At 34.4% G+C, this 12701-nt stretch carries 15 protein-coding genes; all 15 read left to right on the top strand.

Annotated elements, in window-relative coordinates:
- The first annotated feature begins 13 nt into the window (after positions 1-13).
- The 15 genes from EM808_RS19015 to EM808_RS18945 all read left to right on the top strand — a co-directional run bounded on the left by EM808_RS19015 (position 14) and on the right by EM808_RS18945 (position 12550).
- Positions 14-589, top strand: a complete 576-nt coding sequence (locus tag EM808_RS19015) for a sulfurtransferase TusA family protein (RefSeq protein ID WP_127739793.1) — start codon at positions 14-16, stop codon at positions 587-589.
- A 65-nt stretch (positions 590-654) separates the two neighbouring features.
- Positions 655-1782: an MBL fold metallo-hydrolase gene (locus EM808_RS19010; protein WP_127739792.1), complete on the top strand. Its 1128-nt coding sequence runs from the start codon at positions 655-657 to the stop codon at positions 1780-1782.
- Positions 1783-1804: 22 nt separating this feature from the next.
- A complete protein-coding gene (locus EM808_RS19005; RefSeq protein ID WP_127739791.1) occupies positions 1805-2032 on the top strand; it encodes a sulfurtransferase TusA family protein in 228 nt (75 codons plus the stop codon).
- A gap of 49 nt (positions 2033-2081) precedes the next feature.
- The gene (locus EM808_RS19000; RefSeq protein ID WP_127739790.1) at positions 2082-2858 is read left to right on the top strand and encodes a sulfite exporter TauE/SafE family protein; all 777 of its coding nucleotides are present in this window, start codon (positions 2082-2084) and stop codon (positions 2856-2858) included.
- 558 nt (positions 2859-3416) lie between these two features.
- The gene (locus EM808_RS18995) at positions 3417-3875 is read left to right on the top strand and encodes a MarR family winged helix-turn-helix transcriptional regulator (RefSeq protein ID WP_127739789.1); all 459 of its coding nucleotides are present in this window, start codon (positions 3417-3419) and stop codon (positions 3873-3875) included.
- A gap of 70 nt (positions 3876-3945) precedes the next feature.
- The gene (locus EM808_RS18990) at positions 3946-4473 is read left to right on the top strand and encodes an arsinothricin resistance N-acetyltransferase ArsN1 family A (protein WP_235856653.1); all 528 of its coding nucleotides are present in this window, start codon (positions 3946-3948) and stop codon (positions 4471-4473) included.
- A 1-nt stretch (position 4474) separates the two neighbouring features.
- Positions 4475-5845 (top strand): NAD(P)-binding domain-containing protein, encoded by a 1371-nt coding sequence (locus EM808_RS18985; protein WP_127739787.1) that lies wholly within the window; start codon positions 4475-4477, stop codon positions 5843-5845.
- A gap of 21 nt (positions 5846-5866) precedes the next feature.
- Complete coding sequence (locus tag EM808_RS18980) at positions 5867-6076, top strand: hypothetical protein (RefSeq protein ID WP_127739786.1); 210 nt, start codon at positions 5867-5869, stop codon at positions 6074-6076.
- A 106-nt stretch (positions 6077-6182) separates the two neighbouring features.
- Positions 6183-6521, top strand: a complete 339-nt coding sequence (locus EM808_RS18975) for an ArsR/SmtB family transcription factor (protein WP_127739785.1) — start codon at positions 6183-6185, stop codon at positions 6519-6521.
- Positions 6522-6714: 193 nt separating this feature from the next.
- Positions 6715-7074 carry an ArsR/SmtB family transcription factor gene (locus EM808_RS18970; RefSeq protein WP_127739784.1) on the top strand — a complete coding sequence of 120 codons (360 nt, stop codon included), beginning with the start codon at positions 6715-6717 and terminating at the stop codon, positions 7072-7074.
- A gap of 15 nt (positions 7075-7089) precedes the next feature.
- Complete coding sequence (locus EM808_RS18965; protein WP_127739783.1) at positions 7090-8388, top strand: arsenic transporter; 1299 nt, start codon at positions 7090-7092, stop codon at positions 8386-8388.
- Between the two features lie 24 nt (positions 8389-8412).
- Positions 8413-8781, top strand: coding sequence for an arsenite efflux transporter metallochaperone ArsD (gene arsD, locus EM808_RS18960; protein WP_127739782.1), 369 nt, complete (start codon positions 8413-8415; stop codon positions 8779-8781).
- 16 nt (positions 8782-8797) lie between these two features.
- The gene (arsA, locus tag EM808_RS18955; protein WP_127739781.1) at positions 8798-10576 is read left to right on the top strand and encodes an arsenical pump-driving ATPase; all 1779 of its coding nucleotides are present in this window, start codon (positions 8798-8800) and stop codon (positions 10574-10576) included.
- 2 nt (positions 10577-10578) lie between these two features.
- The gene (locus EM808_RS18950; protein ID WP_127739780.1) at positions 10579-10851 is read left to right on the top strand and encodes an iron-sulfur cluster assembly accessory protein; all 273 of its coding nucleotides are present in this window, start codon (positions 10579-10581) and stop codon (positions 10849-10851) included.
- 55 nt (positions 10852-10906) lie between these two features.
- On the top strand, positions 10907-12550 hold the full coding sequence (locus tag EM808_RS18945) for an FAD-dependent oxidoreductase (RefSeq protein WP_127739779.1): 1644 nt from the start codon (positions 10907-10909) through the stop codon (positions 12548-12550).
- The last annotated feature ends 151 nt before the right edge of the window (positions 12551-12701 follow it).

Below are 12701 nucleotides of genomic sequence, written 5' to 3'. Positions count from 1 at the left end.
GGAGGCTTGAAAAATGAAAAATTTAAACGCAAATACAATCTTAGATGTAAAAGGTTTAGCATGTCCCATGCCAATTGTTAAAACAAAAAAAGAAATGAAGAACATAGAGGCAGGCCAAGTATTGGAAGTTCAAGCGACGGATAAAGGCTCTAAAGCAGACATGAAAGCTTGGGCTGAAAGAACTGGACATCAATATCTAGGAACAATTGAAGAAGGGGAAGTAATGAAGCATTATTTGCGTAAATCTTCTAATGAAGAAGCGAATGAAAAAAAACACCCAAATGTTATTAGCAATGAAGAACTAGAGAAGAAGATAGAAGGAAATAAAAACACTGTAATTATTGATGTTAGAGAAAATGCAGAGTTTGCTTTTAACCATATTCCTAACGCTATCTCCATTCCATTGGGTGAATTGGAAAACAAATTGGATGATTTAAACAAAAATGATGAAATCTATATAGTTTGTAGAACAGGAAATCGAAGTGATCTTGCTGCACAGAAATTAACCGAAAATGGTTTTAATAACGTAACTAATGTTGAACATGGAATGATTCAATGGAATGGAAAAACAAGTAGTATAAATAACTAAAACATGATTTAATCTTTTAAATCAATATAAATGATAAATTAAATAATACAAAAGGGGGTATCTGGGTGACTGTTAATGTATTGACTCCTAAAGATATAACAAAAAAGGCTTTTAATAGAGAGGAGTTATTTATTCTAGATGTTCGCAATGAAAGTGATTTTAATGATTGGAAGATTGAAGGAGAAAACTTTGAATATTTAAATGTTCCTTATTTTGAATTACTAGATGGTGTAGAAGAGATTACAGGGGAAATCCCCACTAACAAAGTTGTATTAGTTGTTTGTGCAAAGGAAGGCTCATCCGTAATGGTAGCAGAAATGCTTTCTGAGGCCGGTTTAAATGTATCCTATCTTAAGGGTGGAATGAAAGCATGGAGTGAATATTTAGAACCAGTTAAAATAGGTGATCTAAATGATGGTGGTGAAATTTATCAATTTGTTCGCATTGGGAAAGGCTGTCTTTCATACATGGTGTTATCTGAAGGAGAAGCAGCAGTAATCGATTCAACACGTATGACGGATATCTATATTGATTTTGCTAAGAGTAAAGGTACAAAAATTACTCACGTATTTGATACACATCTCCACGCTGACCATATTTCCGGCGGACGCACAATTGCTGAGAAAACTGGAGCTACTTACTGGTTACCACCAAAGGATGCAACTGAAGTGACTTTTGTTTACCAACCATTGGAACACGGTAATGATGTAGCAATCGGTAACACAACTATAAATTTTGAAACATTGTACTCACCTGGTCATACGATTGGTTCTAGCTCATTTATAGTGGACAGGGAATACTTGCTTTCAGGAGATATTTTGTTCATTAATTCTATCGGAAGACCAGACCTTGCAGGTAAGGCAGAAGACTGGGTTGCTGATTTAAGGACAACTTTGTATAAACGCTATAGAGAATTGTCAGAAGACCTGATTGTTCTGCCAGCACATTTTATGATGATAGACGAGTTGAATGAGGATGGTAGTGTGGCAGAAAAACTAGGGGAATTGTTTGCAAAAAACCATGGTCTCAATATCAATGATGAAAACGAGTTTAGAAAATTAGTAACAAAAAAATTACCACCTCAACCAAATGCATATCAAGAAATTCGTGAAACAAACATGGGGAAAATTAATCCAAATTTAGAGAAACAACGTGAAATGGAAATTGGACCGAATCGCTGTGCAGTTCGTTAATTTTAGAATAGGAGGAAGATAAATGAATTCAATAAAAGTATTAGATGCTAAAGGCTTGGCTTGTCCGATGCCGATTGTTAAGACTAAAAAGGCAATAGATGAGATTGAAAAAGGGCAAGTATTAGAAGTCCATACAACGGATAAAGGAGCAAAAAATGACTTAACAGCCTGGTCTAAATCTGGAGGACATGAATTATTAAAACAGGAAGACGAAAACGGAGTATTAAAATTTTGGATAAAGAAAGGTTGAAAATAAAGGGGACCAGTTAGGTTCCCTTTTTCTAAAGAGGTGAAACAGAATGGATATTACTTTTATAGTTATCGTTTTCGTCATTGGATTTGTTGGTTCATTTATTTCTGGAATGTTAGGAATAGGTGGTGCTATAATCAATTACCCAATGTTGCTATATATACCAGTAATGTTGGGAGTAGGGCACTTTACAGCACATGAAGTTTCTGGGATTACAGCAATTCAAGTGTTTTTTGCGACATTTGGTGGCGTATTAGCATACCGTAAAGGTGGTTTTCTTAATAAAGGGTTAATCATATACATGGGTATTAGCATTTTAACTGGCAGTCTTATTGGTGGATTGGGTTCTACTCACATGTCGGAAAATGGATTAAATATCGTTTATGGTGTTCTAGCTTTAATTGCAGTTTTTATGATGTTTGTTTCTAAAATAGGGATTGACGATATGTCTTTTCAGCAAGTCAAGTTTAACAAATGGCTTGCCTCATTATTAGCTTTTATAGTGGGTATTGGAGCTGGTATTGTAGGTGCAGGAGGAGCATTCCTGTTAGTTCCTATCATGCTTGTAATTCTAAAAATACCAACAAGAATGACAATAGCATCTTCATTGGCTATTACACTTATTTCGTCAATTGGAGCAGTGTCCGGAAAGATTACAACAGGACAAATACCAGTCCTTCCTGCATTTATTATGATTATTGCCAGTTTAATTGCTTCACCTATAGGAGTCCACATGGGTAAAAGAGTGAACACAAAAGTATTGCAGAGTACAATGGTGATTTTAATATTAGCAACTGCAGTTAAGACTTGGATGACAATTTTATAATTTAAAGATATAAATTGTCTTGCTTCTTATGTTATTTCTATTTAAGACGTAGGCAGCTGATTTTAAATAATGGGGGATATTCATTATATTTGCAACTGTGAAACAGACTACTTTTTGTGGAATTGTTCTTAAACTATTGTGGCATCAATCCTATAATAAATGAAAAGAATCCTTCTTGTGTCACAAACTTGGCCGTTTAGCGTAATAAGAATAATATAACCCCCCTCCTATTTTTTGGAGGGGGGTTATATTATCTAGTACTTCTGAATTGAAATTGTTAATCCATATTTCTGTATATAATTAAAAAACACAACAATAGGAACGATATCGTTAGAATTATGTACCGATAATCATGCCACCATACAACCATGTTATTTTATACCTTTCTTTTTCTTCTTCACTTTCTCTATATGAAAAAAGAACGGGACATCTTTTTTAATAAAGATGTAATAAAAAAAAAACTAACTTAGGGAAAAAACCTGGAAGGTAAGTTGAATAAGAAAAAATATTTGACATTATCAATTAATGACGTTAACATTTAATTTGAGGCGATGATATATGAAAACACAAGATAAAATTCAAATACGTGAATTGTTACAACAGTTAGTAAGGGACTTTGGACTTCTGCAAAAAGATGGTTCTGACTGTTGTGGAATTACAGTATCACAAAGTCACATTGTCTATGAGTTAAGTAAGAGTCCGAATATATCTCTACAGACATTGGCAGAAAAATTAATGATGGATACTGGACTTTTAAGTCGTCAAGTTAATAAATTGGTGGAGCTTCACTTCATCTCAAGAGTTCCAGATCCTAATGATAGAAGATATGTCCTTTTGTCATTAACAGATGAAGGGGAATCGAAGGCAGATGAGATTTCCAATCAAATGGTGGAGTATCTCGGTAATATTTTTGAGCATATACAGGAAGATAAGCATCAACAGGTTTTGGAAAGTCTAAGTTTGCTATTGGTTGCAATGAATAAAAATAATGGATTAGGTAGTTGTGCCACCAAATAAGGTGGCTTTCATTAAATATTATATTTGATAAAGTCAATTAATGAACAAGTCAATTGAGGAGGTAGAAGAAGTGATTAGGAAAGTGGAGGAAAGGGACTTATTAGAAATATTAGAGATTTATAATCAAGGCATTGAAGATGGATTAGCCACATTCGAAGAAGATTTAAAAGATGAAAATTATATAAACAATTGGTTTAGTCTTCATAGTGGAAGACATTGCGCTTTTGTTGCTACAAATGATCAAGGAGAAGTAATGGGTTGGGCTTCCATAAACCCTTACAATTCTAGGGCTGCTTATTATGGAGTAGGAGAACTATCCATTTATATACATAGGGGATTTAGGGGACAAGGAATAGGACAGCAACTATTACATGTCTTAGAAGAAGAAGCAAAATCACAGGATTTCTACAAACTTGTGCTCTCTACATTTCCTATAAATACTTTAGGCCAAGGTTTATACCGAAAGCTAAACTATAGGGAGGTTGGATTATTTAAAAATCAAGGAAGATTAAGAGGCAAATTTGTAGATGTAATGATAATGGAAAAGCTGCTTTTTGATCAAAATTACTATTTGTTGAATACAAAGGAGAGTAATTAATATGTCTGAATTTAATATCTTATCATCTTGCTGTCAGCCATCTGATGAATCTCAAGTAAAAACGACTATCGATAAAGAACTACCTATTGCTATTGTTGGGGCAGGTCCCGTTGGTTTAGCTGCTGCAGCTCATTTGATTCAATATAAGCAAAAAGTTATTCTACTAGAAGCTGGAACCGAAGTGGGATCAAACATTCTAACATGGAAGCATATAAGGTTATTCTCACAGTGGAAATATAACATTGATAAAGCAGCATCTTCTTTATTAGAGAAATATAAATGGGAAAAGCCGAATTTAGAAGAAATACCTACCGGTAAAGAACTAGTAGAAAATTATTTAATCCCTTTATCAAAGATTCCAGAAATACAAGAAGTAATAGCCTTAAATACAAAAGTCATTTCTATAGCAAAAAAAAATATCGATAAATTGAAGACTGCTAACCGAGAGAATGTTCCATTTGTTATTTATACAGAGCATGAAGGCACTATCCAAGCTATTGAAGCAAGAGCTGTTATTGATGCTACTGGTACCTGGGGAAATCCTAACCCAGCAAACTCTAGTGGAGTTTGGTTAGAATCAGAAAAACACCTCAAGGAAAACATCTTTTATGGTTTACCTGATATCTTGGGAGAAAGTATAAGCCGTTACAAAAATAAGAAAGTAGCAGTTATAGGAAGTGGGCACTCTGCCATTAATGCTTTGTTAGAATTAGGGATATTAAAGGAAAAGAACCCTGCAACAGAAATTTTATGGGTTATTCGAAAAGAGCATGTAGAAGATGCATATGGTGGAGAAGAGAAGGATGCATTGAAAGCAAGAGGATTATTAGGGAGCAAAATCCATGAAATGGTCGATAAAGGGATAATACAAGTGTACACTTCCTTTAAAATAGAGCAACTAAAAAAGAATAATACCTCAACCATAACCATTATTGGCGAAATAAAAGGTGTAAAATCAGAGATTGATTTAATTGATGAAGTAATCGTCAATACAGGGAATCGACCTAACTATTCTTTCTTGAGCGAATTACGTACAAAAGTAGATTTTGCAACGGAAAGTGTGGAGGAACTATCTTCTTTAATTGATCCTAATCTACACAGCTGTGGAACAGTTCGACCGCATGGAGAAAAGGTATTGAGACAACCGGAGAAGAACCTATATGTAGTTGGTTCTAAAAGCTATGGGAGGGCGCCAACCTTTCTAATGGCTACTGGATATGAACAGGTACGTTCGATTGCTGCATATATTGCAGGGGATATTGAAGCAGCAGAAAAAGTAGAGCTAGATTTACCTGAAACTGGGGTTTGCAGTGTGAATTTCTCAAATATTAAAAGTGATAGAAGTTGTGAAACGGATTCTTGTTGCTCATAAAATTAATAATGAGGGAGTATTATGGTTATAAATAATGGAGGTAATCTAAGTAAAGAGTACTTTAAAGCCTACTTGACACTTATCATGACAAGTATGGGAGGGTCCGTTGAAATGGCAAGAGAGAAGACCTTTACGAGGTTATTTAAGAATCAAGCAAAAACGCTTGGAAACATATCGTATAACAATTTCATCCAAGCTTATAATGAATTAGAGAAAGAATTAGCTAATTAATTAGCATTGATGCAAGGAAATAGGTGTTCAGGTAACTCCTATTTTCTTGCATACTATGGTACTCAACTATATGATAAAGTTAATTCAACGGAAGTGGATGATTAATATGTCTTCAGAACAATTAGAAACTACAGCGAATATTTTAAAACTTTTAGGTGATAAGACAAGATTATCCATAATGGGAATGCTTATGATAAACGATTGCTGTGTATGTGAGTTTGTCGATGTTTTTCAAATGTCTCAACCAGCTATAAGTCAACATCTAAGAAAACTAAAGGATTCCGGTTTGGTTAAAGAACAAAGAAAAGGGCAATGGGTCATCTATTCTCTAGATCAACAAAATCAATACTTCTTTATGATAAAAGATATCTTAAAGTACGTACCGAGCCAAAAAGAAAAATTTATTTGGCTTGAAGAAAATGGATTGCGAATTTCATGTGATTAATAAGTTAAGGGGTTAATGTTTAATGTGATTGACATTAACTTTTTTTTAAATTAATATATAAGCATATAATTATATGTGTGAAGTGCTTGTTTATTACATGGAGTCAATAAAGGCTATTTTTTTGATTTTATATAAGTAAATAATAATATGTTTATATAAATTGTAATTAGTCTGTTAAGGGAGGTGGATAAAAATGATAAAAGAAGATAAATCTTTAAAGGTATTAGATGTAAAGGATACAGCCAATATTTTAAAACTATTAGGAGACAAAACAAGATTATCCATGGTAAGTATGTTGGCTGAACAAGAATGTTGTGTCTGCGAATTTGTTGAAATTTTTCAGATGTCACAGCCATCTATTAGCCAGCACCTACGGAAAATGAAAGACCTTGGAATTGTTAAGGAACAAAGAAAAGGACAATGGGTGGTTTATTCTTTAAATACAACGAGTGAATACTACCTATTAGTAAGAGAATTATTAAAACATGTTCCTAGCCAACGAGAGAAGTTTGATTGGTTAGAGGAAAAAGGTTTAAGAATTACATGTTATTAATGGAGGTTAACAGCTTTGCTACAAACAATACTAGCAATAATTATCTTTTTATTAACTTTAACTTTAGTTATTTGGCAGCCGAAAAACCTATCAATCGGTTGGTCTGCATGCGGCGGTGCAATCTTAGCACTTCTTGTAGGCGTAGTTGATTTCAATGATGTAGTCGATGTAACAGGAATTGTTTGGAATGCTACATTGGCTTTCGTAGCAATCATAATCATTTCATTAATCTTAGATGAAATTGGTTTCTTTGAATGGGCAGCTCTACATATGGCAAGGGTTGCTGGTGGTAACGGTCTAAAGATGTTTGTTTATGTTTCTATATTAGGAGCAATTGTTGCAGCGTTGTTTGCGAACGATGGAGCAGCCCTAATTTTAACACCAATTGTTCTAGCAATGGTTAGAGCATTAAAACTTGAAGAGAAGATGGTTTTTCCCTTTATCATAGCAAGTGGTTTTATTGCTGATACTACATCTTTACCTTTAGTTGTGAGTAATTTGGTAAACATTGTTTCTGCTGATTTCTTTGATATCGGATTTGTAGAATATGCTTCCCGAATGATCGTACCGAATATATTCTCTTTAGTGGCAAGTATCCTCGTGTTGTATTTATATTTCCGTAAGAGGATTCCAAAGGTTTATGATTTAAATCAATTAAAAGTACCACAAGATGCAATCAAAGACCTGAAAATGTTTCGTTTATCTTGGGTGATATTGGCTGTATTACTTACTGGCTATTTCGTAAGCGAATTTCTTTCTATTCCAGTCTCAATCATCGCTGGTGTAATCGCAATTATTTTCCTAGTTTTTGCAAGAAGAAGCTCTGCTGTATCTATTAAGAAAGTAATTAAAGGTGCTCCATGGGCAATTGTATTCTTCTCCATTGGAATGTATGTCGTTATTTATGGACTGCGTAATGTTGGTTTGACAGACTTACTTTCAAATGTTATTCAAGCAACTGCAGACCAGGGATTATTCGTTGCAACTATTGGAATGGGATTCATTGCGGCTATTATATCGTCCATTATGAATAATATGCCAACCGTACTTATTGATGCCTTAGCAATTGCAGATACAAATACTACTGGAATAATCAGAGAAGGGTTAATTTATGCCAATGTAATTGGTTCTGATTTAGGCCCTAAGATAACACCAATTGGTTCATTAGCTACTTTATTATGGCTTCATGTTCTATCTCAGAAGGGTGTAAAAATATCATGGGGTACTTATTTCAAAACAGGTATCGTCCTAACTATTCCAACCCTATTAATTACTCTAATAGGTTTATATCTGTGGCTTTCCATCCTTTCATAATAAAGAAATAAAGGGGAGTTAATAATGACAAAAGTACAAATATTTGATCCGGCAATGTGCTGTTCAACAGGCGTATGTGGGCCATCAGTTGATCCTGAACTAACAAGAATAGCATCTGCAATTTTTCAGTTAGGTAAAAAGGGTTACACTATCGATAGGTATAATCTTGCTAACGATCCAGGGGCTTTTGTTGAGAATAACAAAGTAAATAAGTTGTTGCATGAAAAAGGAACAGATTGTTTACCGGTTGTTATATTAAATGGAGAAATAGTAAAGGAAGCCAGCTATCCTACTACTGAGGAATTAGCAAAATGGTATTCATTAGAAGAAACAGAATTAGTTGAAAAGAAACCTTTAACTCCATTGCAGTTCATCCAAATAGATAACAAATAAGGAGGAAAACTGGCACATGGAAAAATTTAATCCACTTGCTCTCGAAGGTACCCCATTTTTATTTTTCACTGGAAAAGGTGGGGTAGGAAAAACTTCTACTGCATCTGCAACTGCAATAGCATTAGCTGATGGAAATAAAAAAGTTCTTCTTGTAAGCACTGATCCGGCTTCCAATCTTCAAGACGTATTCGAAATGGAGTTATCCAATGAACCTACTGAAGTTAAAGGAGTTAAAGGTCTATCAATTTGTAACATAGATCCAGAACAGGCTGCAGTAAGTTATAAAAATAATGTTATTGGTCCGTATCGTGATAAGTTACCAGAAATAGTTATAGCCCAAATGGAAGAACAATTATCGGGTGCTTGCACAGTAGAAATAGCAGCCTTTGATGAATTTACGAACTTATTATCCAACCCACAAATTGTATCAAACTTTGACCATATTATTTTTGATACGGCGCCAACTGGTCATACCTTAAGGCTTTTGCAATTACCGACAGCTTGGACTGGATATTTAGATGAATCAACTCATGGTGCTTCGTGTCTTGGTCCACTTTCTGGATTGGATAGAAAAAAAGAAGTTTATGAAACCACAGTTCAAGTTTTATCTGACCCAGATCAAACCAAATTAATTCTTGTTTCTAGGCCAGAAAAGTTCTCGCTAAATGAGGCAGAGCGAGCTTCGAAAGAGTTAAAAGTAATAGGCATTAAAAATCAAGTGATTATTATAAATGGTATATTAAAAAGCTTTACAAAAGGGGATAGAATTTCTGAAGTTTTTCACCAACGCCAATCCCAGTCATTAAAGAATATGCCAATAGGATTGAATGGACTTTCCCAGTATTTCTTACCTTTTGTTCCATATTCATTAACAGGTATATCCAATTTCAGAAGATTATTTAATGAAACAGAAGATATTAACAAAAATAAATCTACATCAATAGAGGGATTGAATTATAGTCCTATCGAGGAAATGGTTGAAGACCTTCATGAAAATAATAGTAGAGTTATTTTTACCATGGGGAAAGGTGGAGTTGGTAAGACCACACTTGCTTCTATTATTTCAGTTGGATTAGCTGACAAAGGGAAGAGAGTTCATTTAACTACTACAGACCCTGCAGCTCATATTGGAAACATGTTTGACGGAAACTTGCACGATAATTTAACCATTAGCCGCATTGATCCAGAGGTGGAAGTAGATAAGTATAGAAAAGAAGTTCTAGAAAAAGCCAAAACTGATATGGACCAAGATAGCCTTTCTTACCTTGAAGAAGACTTAAATTCACCATGTACGGAAGAAATAGCAGTATTTCGTGCCTTCGCTGAGGTAGTTAGCCGTTCTAATGAAGAAGTGGTTATTATTGATACAGCTCCGACAGGTCATACTCTGTTGTTATTAGATGCTGCTGAATCTTATCATAAAGAGATTAAAAAAGCGAATGGTGATGTACCATTAAGTGTCCAACAGCTATTACCAAGGTTACGTAACCGGAATGAAACAAGTGTGATTATTACTACACTAGCAGAGGCGACGCCAGTCTTAGAAGCTCAGAGGTTACAAGAAGATCTATTAAGAGCAGATATTAAAACAAGTTGGTGGGTAATTAATCAGAGTTTATATGCAACTGAGACAACAGATCCCATCTTAGAACAAAAAGCACAAGCCGAAAAAATTTGGATGAAAAAGATAAAAGAACTCAATGATAAAGTTGCTATTATTCCATGGGAACCAGAAGAAATTATTGGCTACAAGCAAATACAGAAACATTACTTTTCTGATGATGGAGGAAGATAATAATGAAAATTACGGAAGTTGCAGAAAATAAACTGTTAGAGATGATAAAAGAAAATGGAGCTCAAGGCATTCGGTTTTATTTTGCCGGTCAAGGATGCTGTGGACCTCAATTAGGTGTTTCTTTAGACTCTCCAGAAACGACAGATAAAGTCTTAATGATTAATAAGATACAAGTTGCAATGGATGAGCGAGTTCAAGATATGACAGATGATGTTGTCATTGATTTTTCAGAAGGTGGATTAGTTCTTTCTGGGCTACCAGAACAAAATTGCTAATTATATAGAAGTAATAATATAGAATTTTTAATTTGTATTTTGGAGGATATAATTCATGAAAGTAATTATTATAGGATCAGTAGCAGCAGGTACATCAGTAGCAGCGAAAGCAAGAAGAAACGATGAAAAAGCGGAAATAACACTCTATAATGCAGATTATGACATTTCATATTCTATATGTGGTATTCCTTATTTCCTAGGTGGAGAAGTAGAGGAACTGGAAACATTAACACCAAGAAGTGCAGCTTGGTTTAAGAAACGCTACAACGTAGATATTTTTACCCGTCATGAAGTAACTACGATTGATGCTGAGCAGAAAAAAGTTCAAGTTAAAAACTTAGATACAAATGAAATAAAAGAAGACACTTATGATGTATTGGTATTTGCAACAGGGGCTTCACCAATTACTCCTGACATTGCAGGAGTTGATAAAGAGCATGTTTTCCAAGTACGTACGATACAAAATACAGCAGCAATTGATCAATATATGAAGGCGAACCAACCAAAGAAAGCAACCATTATTGGAGCTGGCTATATAGGTTTAGAAATGGCGGAGCAGCTTACTCATAGAGGATTAGATGTAACAATCGTACAACGTAGTAATCACGTAATGGCACATATGGATAAAGATATTGCTTCACGTGTTGAAGATCATATAGTGAAAAAGGGAGTCAACCTAATTTTAAGTGATGAAGTAACTGCTATAAATGAGAAGAACGTACAAACAAAGTCAGGGAAAACTATTGAAACGGATATTGTCATATTAGCTACAGGTGTTCGCCCAAATACAATATTAGCTAAGGAAATAGGGGTTACTATTGGTGATACTGGAGCTATAGCAGTTAACAACAAAATGCAAACTAACCTTCCTAATGTGTATGCTGTTGGTGATGTGGCAGAAAGTTATTCTGTTATCACTGGGAAACCTATCTATCGTCCATTAGGAAGTACAGCTAACAAAATGGGAAGAATAGCTGGTGATGTAATAACGGGAGGTTCTTTAGAACACCGAGGTATTTTAGGTACTGGCATCTTAAGAGTATTTGATTTGGCTGTTGGTCAAACAGGTATGAATGAGGAGGAAGCTTTAGAAGAAGGCTATAACATTGAAATACTTCATAATATTAAGCCAGCTAGAGCAGAGTATCTTGGAGGAAAAGAGCTAGTTATAAAAGCTATTGCAGATAGAGAAACTGGCAGAATTTTGGGTGTGCAAATAGTAGGAGAAGAAGGTGTAGATAAAAGGATTGATGTTTTTGTAACAGCAATGACGTTTAAAGCAAAAGCAGAAGATTTATTCCACCTAGATCTTGCCTATGCACCTCCATTTAGCACAACAAAAGATCCAGTTATGTATACTGGTATGGCCTTACAAAATGCTATTGAAAAGAAAAATAAGCTAATTACACCGAAAGAACTAACAGAAAGAATTGAAAAAGGAGAAACGATCCAGGTAATTGATACACGTGCAACAAAACAATATAATGTATCAAAAGTGGAAAGTGCCGTTAATATTCCATTAGGTGAATTACGTGAGAAATCTAAAGAATTCGACCCTAATTTACCTACAGTAACTTACTGTAATAGTGGGGTAACTGGAAATGCTGCACAAAATGTACTACGTAACTTAGGGTTCAATGATATTTATAATCTTTCTGGTGGAAATAAAAATTACCAAAATTATATGAAAAATAGATGATGATATAAAAGACCTTTAGAAAAATAAAATGTACCCTATAGAGTAGACACTTAAAAAAAGTCTACCTATAGGGTATTTTTTTGTATAATTATGTAACACAACTAGAGAAACATGGAGACGGAGAAAATAATGAGTAAAAAGATTTTCACAG

Origin of the sequence: Niallia taxi (genome assembly GCF_004005475.1) — a bacterium.
Lineage (GTDB): Bacteria > Bacillota > Bacilli > Bacillales > Cytobacillaceae > Niallia > Niallia taxi.
The sequence above is the reverse complement of the archived record's forward strand: the minus strand, read 5'-3'. Positions and strand labels throughout refer to the sequence as shown.

Excerpts from the sequence above, each read along its gene's own strand:
- EM808_RS19005 (WP_127739791.1), top strand. The coding sequence starts at position 1,805 with ATGAATTCAATAAAAGTATTAGATGCTAAAGGCTTGGCTTGTCCGATG.
- EM808_RS18985 (WP_127739787.1), top strand. The coding sequence starts at position 4,475 with ATGTCTGAATTTAATATCTTATCATCTTGCTGTCAGCCATCTGATGAA.
- EM808_RS18980 (WP_127739786.1), top strand. The coding sequence starts at position 5,867 with ATGGTTATAAATAATGGAGGTAATCTAAGTAAAGAGTACTTTAAAGCC.
- arsA (WP_127739781.1), top strand. The coding sequence starts at position 8,798 with ATGGAAAAATTTAATCCACTTGCTCTCGAAGGTACCCCATTTTTATTT.
- EM808_RS18975 (WP_127739785.1), top strand. The coding sequence starts at position 6,183 with ATGTCTTCAGAACAATTAGAAACTACAGCGAATATTTTAAAACTTTTA.
- EM808_RS19015 (WP_127739793.1), top strand. The coding sequence starts at position 14 with ATGAAAAATTTAAACGCAAATACAATCTTAGATGTAAAAGGTTTAGCA.
- arsD (WP_127739782.1), top strand. The coding sequence starts at position 8,413 with ATGACAAAAGTACAAATATTTGATCCGGCAATGTGCTGTTCAACAGGC.
- EM808_RS18945 (WP_127739779.1), top strand. The coding sequence starts at position 10,907 with ATGAAAGTAATTATTATAGGATCAGTAGCAGCAGGTACATCAGTAGCA.
- EM808_RS19000 (WP_127739790.1), top strand. The coding sequence starts at position 2,082 with ATGGATATTACTTTTATAGTTATCGTTTTCGTCATTGGATTTGTTGGT.
- EM808_RS18970 (WP_127739784.1), top strand. The coding sequence starts at position 6,715 with ATGATAAAAGAAGATAAATCTTTAAAGGTATTAGATGTAAAGGATACA.
- EM808_RS18950 (WP_127739780.1), top strand. The coding sequence starts at position 10,579 with ATGAAAATTACGGAAGTTGCAGAAAATAAACTGTTAGAGATGATAAAA.
- EM808_RS18995 (WP_127739789.1), top strand. The coding sequence starts at position 3,417 with ATGAAAACACAAGATAAAATTCAAATACGTGAATTGTTACAACAGTTA.